The organism is Terrihabitans soli, assembly GCF_014191545.1.
Classification (GTDB): Bacteria; Pseudomonadota; Alphaproteobacteria; order Rhizobiales; family Methylopilaceae; genus Flaviflagellibacter; species Flaviflagellibacter soli.
Genome location: NZ_AP023361.1, coordinates 1879077 through 1898920, shown reverse-complemented (window position 1 = coordinate 1898920; position 19844 = coordinate 1879077). Strand labels below are relative to the sequence as shown.

General features: G+C 61.8%; 15 protein-coding genes and 3 tRNA genes. 16 read left to right on the top strand and 2 right to left on the bottom strand.

Going from position 1 to position 19844, the window contains the following annotated elements:
• Positions 1–36: 36 nt before the first annotated feature.
• Positions 37–121 (bottom strand) — tRNA-Tyr (locus tag IZ6_RS09860).
• Between the two features lie 134 nt (positions 122–255).
• A tRNA-Gly gene (locus IZ6_RS09855) sits at positions 256–329 on the bottom strand.
• 223 nt (positions 330–552) lie between these two features.
• Between IZ6_RS09855 and tuf the strand changes: the two genes are divergently transcribed.
• The 16 genes from tuf to fusA all read left to right on the top strand — a co-directional run bounded on the left by tuf (position 553) and on the right by fusA (position 19804).
• Positions 553–1743, top strand: coding sequence for an elongation factor Tu (gene tuf, locus IZ6_RS09850; RefSeq protein WP_222874876.1), 1191 nt, complete (start codon positions 553–555; stop codon positions 1741–1743).
• 86 nt (positions 1744–1829) lie between these two features.
• Complete coding sequence (locus IZ6_RS09845; protein WP_222874890.1) at positions 1830–2549, top strand: class I SAM-dependent methyltransferase; 720 nt, start codon at positions 1830–1832, stop codon at positions 2547–2549.
• 74 nt (positions 2550–2623) lie between these two features.
• Positions 2624–2700: transfer RNA gene (locus tag IZ6_RS09840), tRNA-Trp, on the top strand.
• A 194-nt stretch (positions 2701–2894) separates the two neighbouring features.
• Positions 2895–3092, top strand: coding sequence for a preprotein translocase subunit SecE (gene secE / locus IZ6_RS09835; RefSeq protein ID WP_222874889.1), 198 nt, complete (start codon positions 2895–2897; stop codon positions 3090–3092).
• A 5-nt stretch (positions 3093–3097) separates the two neighbouring features.
• Positions 3098–3628, top strand: a complete 531-nt coding sequence (gene nusG / locus IZ6_RS09830; protein WP_222874888.1) for a transcription termination/antitermination protein NusG — start codon at positions 3098–3100, stop codon at positions 3626–3628.
• 133 nt (positions 3629–3761) lie between these two features.
• Positions 3762–4190 (top strand): 50S ribosomal protein L11, encoded by a 429-nt coding sequence (gene rplK, locus IZ6_RS09825; RefSeq protein ID WP_222874887.1) that lies wholly within the window; start codon positions 3762–3764, stop codon positions 4188–4190.
• Positions 4191–4192: 2 nt separating this feature from the next.
• Complete coding sequence (gene rplA / locus IZ6_RS09820; protein ID WP_222874886.1) at positions 4193–4888, top strand: 50S ribosomal protein L1; 696 nt, start codon at positions 4193–4195, stop codon at positions 4886–4888.
• A 362-nt stretch (positions 4889–5250) separates the two neighbouring features.
• The gene (gene rplJ / locus IZ6_RS09815) at positions 5251–5766 is read left to right on the top strand and encodes a 50S ribosomal protein L10 (protein WP_222874885.1); all 516 of its coding nucleotides are present in this window, start codon (positions 5251–5253) and stop codon (positions 5764–5766) included.
• 45 nt (positions 5767–5811) lie between these two features.
• Positions 5812–6192, top strand: coding sequence for a 50S ribosomal protein L7/L12 (gene rplL / locus IZ6_RS09810; RefSeq protein WP_222874884.1), 381 nt, complete (start codon positions 5812–5814; stop codon positions 6190–6192).
• Positions 6193–6423: 231 nt separating this feature from the next.
• Positions 6424–10530: a DNA-directed RNA polymerase subunit beta gene (rpoB, locus tag IZ6_RS09805; protein ID WP_222874883.1), complete on the top strand. Its 4107-nt coding sequence runs from the start codon at positions 6424–6426 to the stop codon at positions 10528–10530.
• 129 nt (positions 10531–10659) lie between these two features.
• Positions 10660–14865, top strand: coding sequence for a DNA-directed RNA polymerase subunit beta' (rpoC, locus tag IZ6_RS09800; RefSeq protein ID WP_222874882.1), 4206 nt, complete (start codon positions 10660–10662; stop codon positions 14863–14865).
• 83 nt (positions 14866–14948) lie between these two features.
• Positions 14949–15935 (top strand): aldo/keto reductase, encoded by a 987-nt coding sequence (locus tag IZ6_RS09795; protein WP_222874881.1) that lies wholly within the window; start codon positions 14949–14951, stop codon positions 15933–15935.
• Positions 15936–15993: 58 nt separating this feature from the next.
• Entirely contained in the window at positions 15994–16542 is a 549-nt protein-coding gene (locus tag IZ6_RS09790) for a hypothetical protein (RefSeq protein WP_222874880.1), read from the top strand.
• Between the two features lie 298 nt (positions 16543–16840).
• A complete protein-coding gene (gene rpsL / locus IZ6_RS09785) occupies positions 16841–17212 on the top strand; it encodes a 30S ribosomal protein S12 (RefSeq protein ID WP_222874879.1) in 372 nt (123 codons plus the stop codon).
• 13 nt (positions 17213–17225) lie between these two features.
• On the top strand, positions 17226–17696 hold the full coding sequence (rpsG, locus tag IZ6_RS09780) for a 30S ribosomal protein S7 (protein WP_222874878.1): 471 nt from the start codon (positions 17226–17228) through the stop codon (positions 17694–17696).
• Positions 17697–17728: 32 nt separating this feature from the next.
• Positions 17729–19804 carry an elongation factor G gene (fusA, locus tag IZ6_RS09775; protein ID WP_222874877.1) on the top strand — a complete coding sequence of 692 codons (2076 nt, stop codon included), beginning with the start codon at positions 17729–17731 and terminating at the stop codon, positions 19802–19804.
• Positions 19805–19844: the final 40 nt, after the last annotated feature.

The window sequence follows — 19844 nt, the reverse complement described above, 5'->3', positions numbered from 1 at the left end:
ACGGGGCAGGGAGTCTTGCAATTAAAGGGAAAGAGGTGGTGGGGGAGACAGGACTCGAACCTGTGAAGGCATAGCCAGCGGATTTACAGTCCGCCCCCTTTGCCGCTCGGGACACTCCCCCGCCGCACGTCCATCGAGTTACCGTGGCCGTGACACATTTCAACCGCCCGGAGGCGGTTGAGCAGAGGCGGTTCTTATGGTGACGGGGGCATGACCTGTCAACCGGACTTCGCGCCTCTAGGCGCCGAAGGGAATTGGAGCGGGTGAAGGGAATCGAACCCTCGTATTCAGCTTGGAAGGCTGCTGCTCTACCATTGAGCTACACCCGCGCCGGCACTCTTTTAATGAGGGCCAGGCCGTTCGCCAAGCCAAACCGGGCGGTTGCTCAGCGGAAGCTCCCGGGGGCTGACTTTTCATAAGAGTGTCACCATATCCGGGCCAACGGTTCCCGGGGTGCTTTGGCGCCTCGCCGGACACTTGCGGCGCGACCCGGAAAGCTTTAATCCCCGCGCCGAAATCCCCTCACAATCTAACGAGGACTGAAGGCTAGCCATGGCCAAAGAGAAATTTGAACGCAACAAGCCGCATTGCAACATCGGCACGATCGGACACGTCGACCACGGCAAGACGTCGCTGACGGCGGCGATCACGAAGATCCTTGCGGAAACGGGCGGCGCGACGTTTACGGCGTACGACCAGATCGACAAGGCGCCGGAAGAGAAGGCGCGCGGCATTACGATCTCGACGGCTCACGTCGAATACGAGACGAAGAACCGTCACTATGCGCATGTCGACTGCCCCGGCCACGCCGACTATGTGAAGAACATGATCACGGGCGCCGCCCAGATGGACGGCGCGATCCTCGTCGTGTCGGCCGCTGACGGCCCGATGCCGCAGACGCGCGAGCACATCCTGCTCGCCCGCCAGGTCGGCGTTCCGGCGCTCGTTGTGTTCCTGAACAAGTGCGACATGGTCGATGATCCGGAGCTGCTCGAGCTCGTTGAGCTCGAAGTGCGCGAGCTTCTGTCGAAGTACCAGTTCCCGGGCGACACGATCCCGATCATCAAGGGCTCGGCTCTGGCCGCTCTTGAAGATTCGAGCAAAGAGCTCGGTCACGATGCGATCCTGAAGCTGATGGAAGCGGTCGATGCGTCGATCCCGCAGCCGGACCGTCCGATCGACCAGCCCTTCCTGATGCCGGTTGAAGACGTGTTCTCGATCTCGGGCCGCGGCACGGTGTGCACGGGTAGAGTCGAGCGCGGTGTTGTGAAGGTCGGCGAGGAAATCGAGATCGTCGGCATCCGTCCGACGACGAAGACGACGGTCACGGGCGTCGAGATGTTCCGCAAGCTGCTCGATCAGGGCCAGGCGGGCGACAATATCGGCGCTCTTCTGCGCGGCACCAAGCGCGAGGACGTCGAGCGCGGTCAGGTTCTGTGCAAGCCGGGTTCGGTGAAGCCGCACACGAAGTTCAAGGCGGAGGCCTACATCCTGACGAAGGAAGAGGGCGGGCGTCATACGCCGTTCTTCGGCAACTACCGTCCGCAGTTCTACTTCCGCACGACGGACGTGACGGGCGTGGTGACGCTGCCGGAAGGCACGGAAATGGTGATGCCGGGCGACAACATCGCCATGGAAGTCACCCTCATCGTGCCGATCGCCATGGAAGAGAAGCTCCGCTTCGCCATCCGTGAAGGCGGCAGAACTGTTGGCGCCGGCGTCGTCGCCGCCATCATCGAGTAATCGACGAACTTTGTTCGGAAATGAAAGCCCGGGTCGCAAGACCCGGGCTTTTTCTTTTTCAGCAAACTGCCGATAGGCTGAAACCTATGGATATTTTCGGCAACGCCCTTCGTGATCGGCAGGCGGGTCTCGGCGGACGGCTGATGACCATCCGGCGCGACGACGGCCACACGGACGCGCACGATCCGGACCTCTATTTTGCCGCCGAGCCGTTCCCGCACGAGATTGATCTGTTGAAGCGCGCCGAAGGCCCTATCCTCGACGTGGGCTGTGGAGCGGGGCGAACCCTTCTCTGGCTTCAGGGCCGTGGCTTCCAGACGACGGGGATCGATAAGTCGCGCGGCGCGGTGGAGGTTTGCCTTGAACGGGAGTGTCAGGACGTCCGGCTGTTCGACATCATGGATGGCGGGCCGGATGCGCTCGGCGCGTTAGCGTTCCAAACGGCTGTGCTGTTCGGCAACAATTTTGGCATTGGCGGGACGATCGAAGGCGGTGCTGAGCTTTTGCGCCGGCTTACCCGGGTTTTGGCTCCCGGCGGGCAGATCCTTGTCACCGGGCTCGACATTACCGGCACGACCGATCCCTCTCATCTCGCCTATCACCAGCGCAACCGAGCCCGGAACCGGCCTTGCGGCGAAATCGTGATGCGCTTCGAATATGAGGATGACGTCGGTGAGTGGACACAATGGTTCCACCCGGAGGCCGAGGAGCTGGTGCGGCTGGCGGCCGAGGCGAATCTGTCGGTCGAGGCGATCGGCCCCGCGGGCGGGCCGTTTTACGCGGCGGCGCTGCGAACGCCCCGATAGATAGCGTCGCCGGTGCTTTGGGCTTGAAATCGCAGACGAGAGCGTGCTTCAAGGGCCTCGCCTGCGGCGCCCGTAGGAGTGTAGCTCAATTGGTCAGAGCACCGGTCTCCAAAACCGGGGGCTGGGGGTTCGAGTCCCTCCACTCCTGCCAACCCCTCAATGAGGCGCCGGGCAGGGCGAGTTAAGCATATCCTCGCGGTTGTTAGCCTTGACTGAGGGCGGCCTGCACCTTACTAAGCCCCTTCGCTTGCGGCCCGGTGACGGACATCCGCGGCGGCAGTGATCCCAAAAAAGGACCGGCTTCGGCGTTCACCTCTCAGTGAAGCGCTGGAAGTCTATGAGACCATGGCGAAAACAGGCCCTGCCAAGTTTGTTCAGGAAGTGCGCGCGGAGGCGGCGAAAGTCAGCTGGCCGACGCGGCGCGAGACCGTGATCACCACGATCATGGTGTTCGTCTTCGCCGTTATCGCGTCGATCTTCTTTCTGATCGTCGATTGGGTCATCCGCACCGGGGTGACTTTTGTCCTCGGGATTGGGAGCTAAAGCGCATGGCCAAGCGCTGGTACATCGTCCACGCCTACTCGAATTTCGAGAAGAAGGTGGCGGAAGCAATCCGTGAGGCTGCCGAACAGCGCGGCCTGCAGGATTTGTTCGAAGATATTCTCGTCCCGACCGAAAAGGTCGTGGAAGTGCGCCGCGGCCGCAAGGTCGATGCCGAGCGCAAGTTCTTCCCGGGCTATGTGCTCGTGAAGATGGAAATGACCGATGAGGCCTATCACCTCATCAAGAACACGCCGAAGGTCACGGGTTTCCTGGGCGCGGACAACAAGCCGACGCCGATCCCCGAAGCCGAGGCCATGCGCATTGCGCAGCAGGTTCAGGAAGGTATCGAGCGGCCCAAGCCCTCGATCTCCTTCGAGATCGGCGAGCAGGTCCGCGTTGCGGACGGCCCGTTTGCAAGCTTCAACGGCACCGTCGAGGAAGTCGACGAAGACCGCGCAAGGCTCAAGGTTGCGGTGTCGATTTTCGGCCGCGCAACACCGGTCGAATTGGAATACGGCCAGGTCGAAAAGACCTGACGTTGAACGGCCGGGCCGGTTATCCGGTCTGGCTTAAACGCCGTGGGAGGCGAGTTGCGATGACGCCAATCGCGATGGAGCCCGACCACGGTACCAAAGTCCGCTTCGGCGGGCGTTTTTGGGAGTATGTACAATGGCGAAGAAAGTAGCGGGCTATATCAAGCTCCAGGTGCCGGCTGGCGCGGCCAATCCGTCGCCGCCGATCGGCCCCGCGCTCGGTCAGCGCGGTCTCAACATCATGGAATTCTGCAAGGCCTTCAACGCTGCCACCGGGCAGATGGAGAAGGGCATGCCGATCCCGGTGATCATCACTGCCTATCAGGATCGTTCCTTCACCTTCGAAATGAAGACCCCGCCGATGAGCTACTGGCTCAAAAAGGCGGCCAAGCTCCAGAAGGGGTCGCAGACCCCCGGCAAGGGCACGGTCGGCAAGGTGACCTCCGCCCAGGTGCGCGAGATCGCTGAAAAGAAGATGAAGGACCTCAACGCAACGACGGTTGAGGCGGCTATGCGCATGGTTGAGGGCTCCGCCCGCTCCATGGGCCTGTCGGTGGAGGGCTGATCATGGCTACTGGCAAGCGTTATACAAAAGCCCGCGAGGGCGTTGATCCGACCAAGCTCGTTGGCCTCGATGAGGCGGTGAAGCTGGTCAAGGAACGCGCGACCGCGAAGTTCGACGAGACGATCGAGATCGCTCTCAATCTCGGCATCGACCCGCGCCACGCCGACCAGATGGTCCGCGGCGTTGTCGCTCTGCCGAACGGCACGGGCCGCACGCAGCGCGTTGCGGTCTTCGCCAAGGGCGCCAAGGCTGAGGAAGCCAAGGCGGCGGGCGCCGACATTGTCGGCGCGGAAGATCTCGTCGAGATCGTCAACAGCGGCAAGATCGAGTTCGATCGCTGCATCGCCACCCCCGATATGATGCCGCTGGTCGGCCGTCTCGGTAAGGTGCTCGGTCCGCGCAATCTGATGCCGAACCCCAAGGTCGGCACGGTGACCATGGACGTGAAGGGCGCCATCGCCGCCGCCAAGGGCGGTTCGGTGGAGTTCCGCGTCGAGAAGGCCGGCATCATCCAGGCCGGTATCGGCAAAGCGAGCTTCGGAGCCGACAAGCTGGCTCAGAACATCCGCGCCTTCACGGACGCGGTGGTCAAGGCCAAGCCGGCCGGCGCCAAGGGCACCTATCTCCAGAAGGTCGCGATTTCCTCGACCATGGGGCCGGGCGTCCGCGTCGAGCCGTCGAGCGTCCTTCAGGCTTAAAAGCCGATTAGACATTTTGCGGCGGCGGGCCTATATACCCGCCTCCGTTCAAAACTTCGGCCCGGCGTAATCCGGGAAGAAGGCTTCCAGGCAACTGGAGGCGGACGTCCTGTCCGAGACTGCAGGTGGGCCGGTTTTCTCTTTAGAATCCGGCGCTTAAGCCAGATGGGCCTGCACAGACGGGTAAGACACCGATTTCGGGGCGAATGCCTCAACTATCGGTTCGAACCTACTACCCGGGTTTCGCGCTTCGGCGCGGCTCCAGGGGGACAGGGCACACACCGTCGCTTTTGTTGAACAAAAGCGGCTAATGCCCACCCGGTGCTACGGAATTATCCGTTTCACCAGACTGGAGAGAGCACGTGGATCGTGCGGAAAAGCGTGAATCGGTCGACGAACTGAGCCAGGTCTTCAAGACCTCCGGCGTTGTTGTCGTCGCCCACTATTCGGGACTGACCGTCTCCGAGATGACCGACCTTCGTCGTCGGGCGTCCGGTGCCGGCGCGGCCCTGAAAGTCGCGAAGAACCGCCTCGCCAAAATCGCTCTCGAAGGCACAGAAGTCGCCCATCTCGGAGCCCTGCTGAAGGGCCCGACGGTTCTCGCTTACAGCGCAGATCCGGTGGCGGCGACCAAGGTCGTGTCGGATTTCGCCAAGGGGAACGACAAGCTCGTGATCCTCGGCGGCGCTCTCGGCGCGACTGCTCTGAACCCGGCGGCCGTGAAGCAGCTCGCTTCGCTGCCGTCGCTGGATGAACTGCGCGCCAAGATCGTCGGCCTTGTTCAGGCCCCGGCGACCAAGCTCGCTCAGCTCTCCACGGCGCCGGCTGCCAAGCTGGCCCGCGTTGTCGGAGCCTATGCCAATCGGGACGCGGCGTGAGGCCGTTCACCAACTCTTGTAGTTCGAATCGAAGGAAATACATAAATGGCTGATCTGAACAAAATCGTAGACGACCTGTCGTCGCTGACCGTTCTCGAGGCTGCCGAGCTTGCGAAGCTCCTCGAAGAGAAGTGGGGCGTGTCCGCTGCGGCGGCTGTTGCCGTTGCGGCTCCGGCCGGCGGTGGCGGCGGCGGCGGTGCTGCGGCCGAAGAGAAGACCGAGTTCACCGTTGTCCTGGCCTCGGCCGGCGACAAGAAGATCGAGGTCATCAAGGAAGTCCGCGCGATCACTGGCCTTGGCCTCAAAGAAGCCAAGGACCTCGTCGAAGGTGCGCCGAAGCCTGTTAAGGACGGCGTGTCCAAGGACGAAGCTGCGAAGATCAAGGACCAGCTCGAAAAGGCTGGCGCCAAGGTCGAGCTTAAGTAAGTTTATGCGGCGCGCATGCGCCGCGGAGCCGGTCCCGGGGCCGCGAAGCCCCGGGAATTCGGTTTCCGAGTTACAGTAGTGAGTTTGGCCGCTGGGCGGCACCCGTAGGGGTGCGCGCCCTTGCGGCCTTTCGGCCCTTCCCCGGGTCAAAAATTCTTGAGGACTCTCAGTGAGTCCGCCTGGCGCCCATATCCCGGGGCGCGGGTAAGCGAGCGAAGCGAGAGAAGCCACATGGCTCAGACGTTCACCGGCCGCAAACGTGTCCGCAAATCCTTCGGCAAGATCACGGAAGTCGCTGAGATGCCGAACCTCATCGAGGTTCAGAAGGCGTCCTACGACCAGTTCCTGCAGATCGGCGATATCGAACGGCGCGACGACGAAGGTTTGCAGTCGGTCTTCAAGGGCGTGTTCCCGATTTCCGATTTCGGCAACACGGCGATGCTGGAATTCGTGAAGTTCGAATTCGAGCCGCCGAAATATGATGTCGATGAGTGCCGCCAGCGCTCCATGACCTTTGCCGCTCCGCTGAAAGTCACGCTCCGTCTCATCGTGTTCGATGTCGACGAGGAAACCGGCGCGCGCTCCGTCAAGGACATCAAGGAACAGGACGTCTACATGGGCGACATGCCGCTCATGACCATGAACGGTACCTTTGTCGTCAACGGCACCGAACGCGTCATCGTCTCGCAGATGCACCGTTCGCCGGGCGTGTTCTTCGATCACGACCGCGGCAAGACGCACGCCTCGGGCAAGCTGCTGTTCGCCGCCCGCATCATTCCGTATCGCGGCTCCTGGCTCGACATCGAGTTCGACGCCAAGGACATCGTGTACGCACGTATCGACCGTAAGCGCAAAATCCCGGTGACAAGCCTGCTTTATGCGCTCGGCCTCGATTCCGAAGAGATCCTGTCGACCTTCTACAACAAGATTCCGCTCAAGAAGACCAAAGACGGCTGGCGTATGCCGTTCGATGCCGAGCGCATGAAGGGCTTCAAGGCCGTCGCCGATCTCATCGACGCGGACTCGGGCGAAGTTGTGCTCGAAGCCGGCAAGAAGCTCACTGTCCGCGCCGCGCGCCAGCTTGCCGAGAAGGGCGTGAAGGCTCTGCGCATCTCCGACGAAGAACTCGTCGGCCAGTATGTAGGCGATGACCTCGTCAACGACGAAACCGGCGAAATCTTTGTCGAAGCCGGCGAAGAGATCACCGAGAAGACGCTGAAGATTTTCGAGGAAATCAGCCTCAAGGCGCTGAACATTCTCGACATCGATCACGTCAACACCGGCGCCTATATCCGCAACACGCTGAATGTCGACAAGAACACGGGCCGCGACGGCGCGCTGTTCGACATCTACCGCGTGATGCGTCCGGGCGAGCCGCCGACGCCGGAAACGGCGCAGGCGATGTTCCAGTCGCTGTTCTTCGACGCCGAGCGCTACGATCTTTCGGCCGTCGGCCGCGTGAAGATGAACATGCGTCTCGACCTCGACGCGCCGGACACGCAGCGCACGCTGCGCCGCGAAGACATCCTCTCCGTCATCAAGACGCTGGTGGATCTGCGCGACGGCCGCGGCGAAATCGATGACATCGACCATCTCGGCAACCGCCGCGTCCGCTCGGTCGGCGAGCTGATGGAAAACCAGTACCGCGTCGGCCTGCTCCGCATGGAGCGCGCCATCAAGGAGCGCATGTCCTCGGTCGAAATCGACACGGTCATGCCGCAGGATCTGATCAACGCCAAGCCCGCGGCCGCCGCGGTGCGCGAGTTCTTCGGCTCCTCGCAGCTCTCGCAGTTCATGGACCAGACGAACCCGCTGTCGGAAATCACCCACAAGCGCCGCCTGTCGGCGCTTGGCCCGGGCGGTCTGACGCGTGAACGTGCCGGCTTCGAAGTGCGCGACGTGCATCCGACGCATTACGGCCGCATCTGCCCGATTGAGACGCCGGAAGGCCCGAACATCGGTCTGATCAACTCGCTGGCGACCTTTGCCCGCGTCAACAAATACGGCTTCATCGAAACCCCGTACCGCCGCGTCAAAGGCGGCAAGGTCACGGGCGAGGTCGTCTATCTGTCGGCGGTCGAAGAAGGTAAGTACACGGTCGCGCAGGCCAACTCGCCGATCGATGCGAAGGGCACCTTCCTCGAAGAGCTCATCGTCTGCCGTCACGCGGGCGATGTCTCGCTGATGCCGGCCGACCGCGTCGACTTCATGGACGTGTCGCCGAAGCAGCTCGTTTCGGTCGCCGCCGCGCTCATCCCGTTCCTTGAGAACGACGACGCCAACCGCGCTCTGATGGGCTCGAACATGCAGCGTCAGGCCGTGCCGCTGGTGCGCGCCCAGGCGCCGCTTGTCGGCACCGGCATGGAAGCGGTCGTTGCCCGCGACTCCGGCGCCGCCATCGCGGCCCGCCGCGGCGGCGTCATCGATCAGGTGGACGCCACGCGTATCGTCATTCGTGCGGACGAGACGGATCCGACCCGTCCGGGCGTCGACATCTACAATCTGATGAAGTTCCAGCGTTCGAACCAGAACACCTGCATCAACCAGCGTCCGCTGGTGAAGGTCGGTGAGAAGGTCAATACCGGCGACATCATCGCCGACGGCCCGTCGACGGACCTTGGTGAACTCGCTCTCGGCCGCAACGTGCTCGTCGCGTTCATGCCGTGGAACGGCTACAACTTCGAAGACTCGATCCTTCTCTCCGAGAAGATCGTGCAGGACGACGTCTTCACCTCGATCCATATCGAGGAATTCGAAGTCGCCGCCCGCGACACCAAGCTCGGACCGGAAGAAATCACGCGCGACATTCCGAACGTTTCGGAAGAAGCGCTGAAGAACCTCGACGAGTCGGGCATCGTCTATATCGGCGCGGAAGTCCGCGCCGGCGACATCCTGTGCGGCAAGATCACGCCGAAGGGCGAAAGCCCGATGACGCCGGAAGAAAAGCTTCTGCGCGCCATCTTCGGCGAGAAGGCCTCCGACGTTCGCGACACCTCGCTCCGCGTGCCCCCGGGCGTGCAGGGCACCGTCGTTGAAGTCCGCGTCTTCAACCGTCACGGCGTCGAAAAGGACGAGCGCGCGCTCGCCATCGAACGGGAAGAAATCGAACGTCTGGCCAAGGACCGCGACGACGAACTCGCGATCCTTGATCGTAACGTCTATGCGCGTCTTGCTTCCGTTCTCGGCAAGCAGAATGCGGTGGGCGGACCGAAGGGCTTCAAGAAGGGCGTCAAGCTCGACAAGGAAGCTCTCGAAGAATTCCCGCGTTCGCAGTGGTGGAACTTCGCCGTCGAGTCCGACAAGGTCATGCAGGAACTCGAGGCGATGCGTAAGCAGTACGACGAGTCGAAAAAGCGCCTTGAACAGCGCTTCCTCGACAAGGTCGAAAAGCTGCAGCGCGGCGACGAACTGCCTCCGGGCGTGATGAAGATGGTCAAGGTCTTCGTCGCGGTGAAGCGCAAGATTCAGCCGGGCGACAAGATGGCCGGCCGTCACGGCAACAAAGGTGTCGTCTCGCGCATCGTGCCGAACGAGGACATGCCGTTCCTGGCGGACGGCACGCCGGTCGATATCGTGCTTAATCCGCTCGGCGTGCCGAGCCGCATGAATGTCGGTCAGATTCTCGAAACGCATCTCGGCTGGGCCTGCGCGGGCCTCGGTCTCCAGATCGGCAAGGCCATCGATGCCTACAAAGCCGGCATGGGCGACAAACAGCTGAAGGCGACGCTCGACAAGGTCTACGGCAAGGACGAGACGGTGAAGTCGCTGGAAGGCGATGAGCTGATCGAAATGGCCCAGAACCTTCGCGGCGGCGTGCCGATCGCAACGCCGGTGTTCGACGGTGCGAAGGAAGCCGACATCGAAGAGCATCTTCGTATGGCGGGCCTGCGTGAAACCGGCCAGTCCACCGTGTTCGACGGACGTACCGGCGATCAGTTCGATCGCGATGTCACCGTCGGCTACATCTACATGCTGAAGCTTCACCATCTCGTGGACGACAAGATCCACGCGCGTTCGATCGGTCCGTACTCGCTCGTTACCCAGCAGCCGCTGGGTGGCAAGGCGCAGTTCGGCGGCCAGCGCTTCGGTGAAATGGAAGTGTGGGCGCTCGAAGCGTACGGCGCGGCATACACGCTGCAGGAAATGCTGACGGTGAAGTCCGACGACGTGGCGGGCCGCACCAAGGTCTACGAGGCGATCGTCCGTGGCGACGACACGTTCGAGGCCGGCATTCCGGAAAGCTTCAACGTGCTTGTGAAGGAAATGCGCTCGCTCGGCCTCAACGTCGAGCTTAACGCATCGAACCGTGAGCTGCCGCCGGCAGACGCTGCCGAGTGACGCTGAACTAAAAGGTGAGGGCAGGGCGACCTGCCTTCACCGACCCCTCCGCGCCGTAAGGGCCGGAGGCATTCGAAATTGCCGGCGGACGGCAGGGCCAGCCCCGAAGTCCGCATTGAGGAGAATAAGATGAATCAGGACGTGATGAATCTTTTCAACACGGCTGCCCCGGCTCCGACCTTCGACAACATCAAGATTTCGATCTCGAGCCCCGAAAAGATTCACTCCTGGTCGTTCGGCGAGATCAAGAAGCCGGAAACGATCAATTACCGCACGTTCAAGCCGGAACGTGACGGCCTGTTCTGCGCGCGCATCTTTGGTCCGATCAAGGACTATGAGTGCCTGTGCGGCAAGTACAAGCGCATGAAGTACAAGGGCGTCATCTGCGAAAAGTGCGGCGTCGAAGTCACGCTGTCGCGCGTTCGCCGCGAGCGCATGGGCCATATCGAGCTCGCCGCGCCCGTCGCCCATATCTGGTTCCTGAAGTCGCTGCCGAGCCGCATTGGCCTTCTGCTCGACATGACGCTGCGCGACCTCGAAGCCATTCTGTACTTCGAGAAGTATGTCGTTCTCGAGCCGGGCCTGACCCCGCTCAAGGACCGCCAGCTTCTGACCGAAGAAGAATATGTGATGGCGCAGGACGAGTACGGCGATGACTCGTTCACCGCCCAGATCGGCGCGGAAGCCATCCGTGAAATCCTCAAGGGCATGGACCTCGAGAAGATCGCGGCCGATCTGCGTCAGGAAATGACGGAGACGGACAGCGACATCAAGAAGAAGAAGTATGCCAAGCGTCTGAAGATCGTCGAGGCGTTCATCGAATCCGGTAACAAGCCGGAATGGATGATCCTCACCGTCGTTCCGGTCATTCCGCCGGATCTGCGCCCGCTCGTTCCGCTGGACGGCGGCCGCTTCGCGACGTCCGATCTCAACGATCTCTACCGCCGCGTCATCAACCGTAACAACCGCCTGAAGCGGCTCATCGAGCTGCGCGCGCCGGATATCATCATCCGCAACGAAAAGCGCATGCTGCAGGAGTCGGTCGACGCATTGTTCGACAACGGCCGCCGCGGCCGCGTCATCACGGGCGTCAACAAGCGTCCGCTGAAGTCGCTCGCCGACATGCTGAAGGGCAAGCAGGGCCGCTTCCGTCAGAACCTGCTCGGCAAGCGCGTCGACTATTCGGGCCGCTCGGTCATCGTCGTCGGTCCGGAACTCAAGCTGCATCAGTGCGGCCTGCCGAAGAAGATGGCGCTCGAACTGTTCAAGCCCTTCATCTATTCGCGTCTCGACGCGAAGGGCCTGGCCACGACCGTCAAGCAGGCGAAGAAGCTCGTCGAAAAGGAAAAGCCGGAAGTGTGGGATATCCTCGATGAGGTTATCCGCGAGCATCCGGTGCTCCTGAACCGCGCGCCGACGCTGCATCGTCTCGGCATTCAGGCCTTTGAACCGGTGCTGATCGAAGGCAAGGCGATCCAGCTTCACCCGCTGGTCTGCGCCGCGTTCAACGCCGACTTCGACGGCGACCAGATGGCCGTGCACGTTCCGCTGTCGCTTGAAGCGCAGCTGGAAGCGCGCGTCCTGATGATGTCGACCAACAACATCCTGCATCCGGCCAACGGTCTGCCGATCATTGTGCCCTCGCAGGACATCGTGCTCGGTCTCTACTACCTGTCGCTGGTGCGCGAAGGCGCGCCGGGCGAAGGCTCTCTGTTCGCCGATATGGGCGAAGTGGAGCACGCGCTCTTCTCGAAGAGCGTGTCGCTGCACACCAAGATCAAAGGCCGCTTCATCTCGGTGGACGAGAAGGGCAACCGCTCTTCGAAGATCTACGAGACCACGCCCGGCCGCATGATGCTCGGTCAGCTTCTGCCCAAGCATTCGAAGGTGCCCTTCGACGTCGTGAACAAGCTCATGACGAAGAAGGAAATCTCCAACATGATCGACACGGTGTATCGCCACTGCGGTCAGAAGGAGACGGTGATCTTCTGCGACCGCGCGATGCAGCTCGGCTTCCACAACGCGTTCAAGGCCGGCATTTCGTTCGGCAAGGACGACATGGTGGTGCCGGACACCAAGCCGAAGATCGTCGAAGCCACGCGTGTGCTCGCCTCCGAATACGAGCAGCAGTATCAGGACGGCCTGATCACGCAGGGCGAAAAGTACAACAAGGTGGTCGATGCCTGGGCCAAGTGCACGGACAAGATCGCCGAGGAAATGATGGGCCGCATCTCCGCGGTTCAGAAGGACGAGAAGGGCGCCGACAAGCAGATCAACTCGATCTACATGATGGCCCATTCGGGTGCGCGCGGTTCGCCGGCGCAGATGAAGCAGCTCGCCGGTATGCGCGGCCTTATGGCCAAGCCGGACGGCTCGATCATCGAGACCCCGATCATCTCGAACTTCAAGGAAGGCCTGACCGTGATGGAGTACTTCAACTCCACCCACGGCGCGCGTAAGGGTCTTGCCGACACCGCTCTGAAGACGGCGAACTCGGGTTACCTGACCCGCCGTCTCGTCGACGTCGCCCAGGATTGCATCATCACCGAAGAGGATTGCGGCACCAGCGAAGGTATCCGCGTCCGTCCGATCGTCGATGCGGGCCAGGTCGTCGCGACGCTCGGCATGCGCATTCTCGGCCGCACCGTGGCCGAAGATGTCGTGCATCCGCAGACCGGCAAGGTGCTCGCTCCGAAGAACACCATGCTCTCGGAAACCGATGTCGACGTCATCTCGCAGTCCGGCATTCAGGAGGTTCGCATCCGTTCGGTGCTGACCTGCGAATCCAAGGTCGGCGTGTGCGTGCAGTGCTATGGCCGCGATCTTGCGCGCGGTACTCCGGTCAACCACGGCGAAGCGGTGGGCGTCATCGCCGCCCAGTCGATCGGCGAGCCGGGCACGCAGCTCACCATGCGTACCTTCCACATCGGCGGCACCGCGCAGCTCGCGGACTCGTCGTTCCTGGAAGCCTCGTATGAGGGCAAGGTCGTCATCAAGAACCGCCACGCCGCCCGCAACACGGACGGCGACATGATCGTCATGGGCCGCAACGTCACCGTCGCCATCGTCGATGCCGACGGCACCGAGCGCGCCACCCATCGTCTGCAGTACGGCGCACGCCTGAAGGTGGACGAAGGTGACTCGATCAAGCGCGGCCAGCGTATCGCCGAATGGGACCCCTATACTCGTCCCATCGTCACGGAAGTGGACGGCTCGATCGACTTCGAAGATCTCGTCGAAGGCGCATCGGTCACCGAAACGACCGACGAAGCGACCGGTATTACCAAGCGCGTCGTCATGGATTGGCGGACTTCGACCCGTACTTCGGATCTGAAGCCGGCGATCATCATCAAGGTGAAGGACAAGATCGCAAAGCTCCAGAAGGGCGGCGATGCCCGCTACCTCCTGCCGGCGGAAGCGATCATCTCGGTCAACCCGGGCGGCACGGTGAAAGCCGGCGACATCATCGCCCGTATCCCGACGGAAAGCGCCAAGACGCGCGACATCACGGGCGGTCTGCCGCGCGTGGCGGAGCTGTTCGAAGCGCGCAAGCCGAAGGATGCGGCGATCATCGCCGAAATCTCCGGCACGATCGCGTTCGGCCGCGACTACAAGAACAAGCGCCGCGTCTCGATCCAGCCGCATGAGGAAGGCGTCGAGGCCGTCGAGTACCTGATCCCGAAGGGCAAGCACATCTATCTTCAGGACGGCGACGTCGTGGAGAAGGGCGATTACATCGTCGACGGCAATCCGGCGCCGCACGACATTCTGGCGATCAAGGGCGTGGAGGCTCTCGCGGCTTACCTCGTCAACGAGATCCAGGAGGTCTACCGGCTCCAGGGCGTGTCGATCAACGACAAGCACATCGAAGTGATCGTCCGTCAGATGCTGCAGAAGGTCGAGATCAACGATATCGGCGACACCGATCTGATCGCAGGCGAACAGGTCGATCGTTCCGAGCTCGACGAGGTCAATGCGAAGCTTCTTGAGAACAACAAGAAGGCCAAGCTTGCCTCCGGCACGCCTGTTCTTCTCGGCATCACCAAGGCGTCGCTGCAGACCCGCAGCTTCATCTCGGCGGCTTCGTTCCAGGAAACGACGCGCGTCCTCACGGAAGCTGCGGTCAACGGCAAGTCCGATACGCTCGACGGTCTCAAGGAGAACGTCATTGTCGGCCGCCTGATCCCGGCCGGCACGGGCGCTGTCATGAACCAGATCCGTTCGGTCGCGACCCATCGCGACGACCTGATCATGGAACAGCAGCGCAAGGACGAGGCAAAGGCCGCCAAGAAAGCCGCCGCCGCGACGGCTGCTCTCGAGGCGCCGGCGGAGTAATTCGCCGCACCCGCAAAACGGAAGAAGGGGCTGCGCGAGCGGCCCCTTTTTCGTTCAATGATTGAGATCGGGAAGACAAAGACATGCACAAGCGCAAACTCGGAAAAGACCTCGAAGTCTCGGCCATCGGCCTTGGCTGCATGGGCATGACCTACAGCTACGGCACGGGGCTTGAGGCCAAGGAGGCCGATAGCTTCTTCCAGCGGGCGCTCGATCTCGGCATCAACTTCTTCGACACGGCCGAAGTCTATGGCCCGTTCACAAACGAGGTCCTCGTCGGCCAGGCGCTGAAAAAGCATCGCGACAAGGTCGTCATCGCCACCAAATTCGGCTTCCGCTTCAGCGAAGCGGGCGAGCAATTGGGCGTCGACGGGCGGCCGGAGACGGTCAAGCGCGTCGCCGAAGAGAGCCTGAAGCGGCTCGGGACCGATGTCATCGATCTCTATTACCAGCACCGGGTCGATCCCGAGGTGCCGATCGAGGACACGGTCGGGGCCATGGCCGATCTCGTGAAGGCCGGAAAGGTGAGGGCGCTCGGCCTGTCGGAGGCCAATGCCGCAACCCTGCGCCGGGCCCATACGGTCCACCCGATTTCGGCCCTTCAGTCCGAATATTCGCTGATCACCCGCGATCCGGAGCCGGAAATCCTGCCTGTCTGCCGCGAGCTCGGGATCACGTTCGTGCCGTTCTCGCCGCTGGCGCGAGGCCTTTTGACCGGTGCGATCCGCAGTCCGAAGGATCTGGAGCAGGGCGATCAGCGGCTCGGTCACCCGCGCTTCCAGGCTGAAAATATGCAGCAAAATCTGTCACTTGTGGACAAGATCGCAGAAATCGCTGCAGAGAAGGGTGTCACCGCCGCCCAGATTGCCCTGGCCTGGGTTCTCAACCAGGGGAACGATATCGTACCGATCCCCGGGGCCCGGAAACTTGCAAATCTCGAGGCCAATGCGGCCGCCGCCGACATCAAGCTCAGCCCGGCCGATCTGAAGGCTTTGAGCGAAGCCGTGCCGCCGGAAGCCGTTGCCGGCGCGCGTTACGGCAAAGCCGGGATGGCGATGGTGAACAAGTAACCTTTGGTTGCAATCTCCCCGGCTGCGGCTAATCTGTGGTCGCAAACGGGGGGCTTCCATGAACACGATAAGCTTGCCGGTGAGGGCTGCCCTCATCATGGCGATCGGTGGCCTGATTTCAGGTTTACTGAGCTATTTCATAGGGTTCGACGATCGCTACGGCGAACGCTTTTTGATCGATGGCGTCCCGATGCTGCCGGCACTCTTCTTCGGCATCGTGCTCGCTCTGGGCATCTATTACTGGGAGACGGGCAATATCGCCGTCATTCTCGGCGTGTTCTTGGGCGTTGCCATCGGCTGGTGGGCTGCGGTCAAAACCGGCGGCGATCTGTTCCTCGAAAACGAGGTCCTTGCCGGGATTCTCGCCGGGCTGGTGGGCTCTGCCGTTACCGCGGCGACGCTCTGGCTGGCCGCTAAGGACTTCCGCTACTGGCATAATGTGGCTGCGGTTCTGGCCTTCGGCGCGATTGCCGGCGCACTGATTGCCTTCCAATGGGTGGCGCTTTTTGCGATCTGGCAGGGTGGGGTGGCAGCTCTCGCCGGCTATGCGGTTGCCCTGCGTCCGCGGCCCCGGCAGACGGCGGCGTTGGCTACGGTGAACAAATAGCGATCCGCCCTCATAAAAACGCAGCCCTCAGGGGTTGACGGCAATGGGTGCAGGCGGTTAGAACCCGCGCACTTCGACAGGCATGTAGGTTTTGCTTCTCGACGCACCTAGCGACGAGACATCAGGCCTAAACTCTGACGAGAACAAGATTTTTGGTTCATTCAGGACACAAGATCGCAGCGCGATCCCTCGCGCGGTGATCCTCTGTTTGGGCAATCGCCCGCCGCCTCGGTAACGAGAACGGCTGGGCGATGAACGTGTTTGCAGCGCTATGAGCGCTATTAGGAAAAGGCGAACAATGCCGACTATCAGCCAGTTGATCCGCAAGCCGCGGCAGGCGCCCGTCTATCGCGAAAAGGCGCGCCACCTTCAGGCATGCCCGCAGAAGCGCGGCGTATGCACACGTGTTTACACGACGACCCCGAAGAAGCCGAACTCGGCGCTTCGTAAGGTCGCAAAGGTGCGTCTCACCAACGGCTTCGAAGTCATCGGTTACATCCCGGGCGAAGGTCATAACCTTCAGGAACACTCCGTGGTGATGATCCGCGGCGGCCGCGTGAAGGACCTTCCCGGCGTTCGCTACCACATTCTCCGCGGCGTTCTGGATACCCAGGGCGTCAAGAACCGTAAGCAGCGCCGTTCGAAGTACGGCGTGAAGCGTCCGAAGTAAGGGAGAGAGATCCATGTCGCGCCGCCATCGTGCCGAGCGCCGGGAGATCATCCCGGATCCCAAATTCGGTGACATCATCGTCACCAAGTTCATGAATTGCGTCATGGAACACGGCAAGAAGTCCGTGGCCGAGACGATCGTTTACGGCGCTTTCGACACGATCGAATCGCGCGCCAAGCAGCACCCGCTGGATGTCTTCCACGCCGCGCTCGACAATGTCGCGCCGTCCGTCGAAGTCCGCTCACGCCGCGTCGGCGGTGCGACCTATCAGGTTCCGGTCGAGGTTCGTCCCGACCGCCGTCAGGCGCTTGCGATTCGCTGGCTGATCACGGCCGCGCGCGCCCGCAACGAAAAGACCATGACCGACAAGCTGTCGGCCGAACTGCTCGACGCCGCGAACAATCGCGGCACCGCCGTCAAGAAGCGCGAAGACACGCACCGCATGGCGGACGCGAACCGCGCCTTCTCGCATTACCGTTGGTAATCGGCGTACAGACTGGATTTTGAGGATAGACTATGCCCCGCACGCATAAGATCGAAGACTACCGTAACTTCGGAATCATGGCGCACATCGACGCCGGGAAGACGACGACGACGGAGCGCATCCTCTATTATACCGGCAAGTCCCATAAGATCGGCGAAGTCCATGAGGGCGCCGCCACGATGGACTGGATGGAGCAGGAGCAGGAACGCGGCATCACGATTACGTCGGCCGCGACGACCGCTATCTGGAAAGAAAAGCGCCTCAACATCATCGACACTCCCGGCCACGTCGACTTCACGATCGAAGTCGAGCGTTCGCTGCGCGTGCTCGACGGCGCGGTATGCGTGCTCGATAGCAACCAGGGCGTCGAACCGCAGACCGAAACCGTATGGCGCCAAGGCGACAAATACCGCGTTCCGCGCATCGTCTTTGCGAACAAGATGGACAAAACGGGCGCTGACTTCTTCAAGTGCCTCGATGACATCGTAAAGCGCCTCGGCGCTAAGCCCGTTCCGATCCAGCTGCCCATCGGTGCGGAAAACAACTTCAAAGGTCTCGTCGACCTCGTCCGCATGAAGGGCGTTGTTTGGGAAGACGAAGGTCTCGGCGCCAAATTCAACGACATCGAAATTCCGGACGATCTCAAGGCGCAGGCCGAAGAGTATCGCGCCAAGCTCGTGGAAGCGGCTGTCGAACTCGATGACAAGGTTCTCGAAGAATTCCTCGACGGCAAAGAGCCCGATGAAGCGACGCTGAAGCGTCTCATCCGCAAGGCGGTGCTGAACGGCGCCTTCTATCCGGTGCTGTGCGGCTCGGCCTTCAAGAACAAGGGCGTGCAGCCGCTGCTCGACGCCGTTGTCGATTATCTGCCGTCGCCGGTCGACGTTCCGCCGATCAAGGGCATCAACCCGAACAACGACGCGGAAGAAGTCCGCCACTCGTCGGATTCGGATCCGCTCGCGCTGCTCGGCTTCAAGATCATGGACGACCCCTTCGTCGGCACGATCACCTTCTGCCGCATCTATTCGGGCAAGCTCGAAACGGGCGCGAACGTCATCAACTCGACGCGCGACAAGAAAGAGCGCATCGGCCGTATGCTCCTGATGCACGCGAACAATCGCGAAGACATCAAGGAAGCCTATGCCGGCGACATCGTCGCTCTCGCGGGCCTCAAGGAAGTGCGCACGGGCGACACGCTCTGCGATCCGCAAAAGCCCGTCATCCTCGAGAAGATGGAATTCCCCGAGCCGGTCATCGAAATCGCCATCGAGCCGAAGTCGAAGGCCGACCAGGAAAAACTCGGCGTTGCGCTGCACAAGCTCGCCGCCGAAGACCCGTCCTTCCGCGTCTCGACCGATCAGGAATCGGGCCAGACCATCCTGAAGGGCATGGGCGAGCTTCATCTCGACATCAAGGTCGACATTCTGCGCCGTACCTACAAGGTCGATGCGAATATCGGCGCTCCGCAGGTGGCGTTCCGTGAGAAGATCACGAAGGCCGTCACCAAGGACTACACCCACAAGAAGCAGACGGGCGGCACGGGCCAGTTCGCGCGCGTGAAGTTCATCGTCGAGCCGAACGAAGCCGGCAAAGGCTTTGAGTTCGAATCGAAGATCGTCGGCGGCGCGGTTCCGAAGGAATACCTGCCGGGCGTCGAAAAGGGCCTCAACTCCGTGCTCGGCGCGGGCGTTGTCGCCGGCTTCCCGGTGGTCGACATCAAGGTGTCGCTCATCGACGGCGCCTACCACGAAGTCGACTCGTCGGCCCTGGCCTTCGAAATCGCCTCGCGTGCGGGTCTGCGGGAAGCTCTGCAGGAAGCGGGTTCGGTTCTGCTCGAGCCGATCATGAAGGTCGAAGTCGTGACTCCGGAAGAATACACCGGCTCGGTCATCGGCGACCTCAACTCGCGGCGCGGCCAGATTCTCGGTCAGGACATGCGCGGCAACGCGAATGTCGTGAACGCGATGGTCCCGCTGCAGAACATGTTCGGTTACGTGAGCCAGCTGCGCTCGTTCTCTCAGGGACGCGCCCAGTTCACCATGCAGTTCGATCACTATGAGCAGGTGCCGTCGCACATCGCTCAGGAGATCCAGGCGAAGTACGCCTGATCGTCGTTACACAGATACTAAAGATACGAGGAACGGAGTT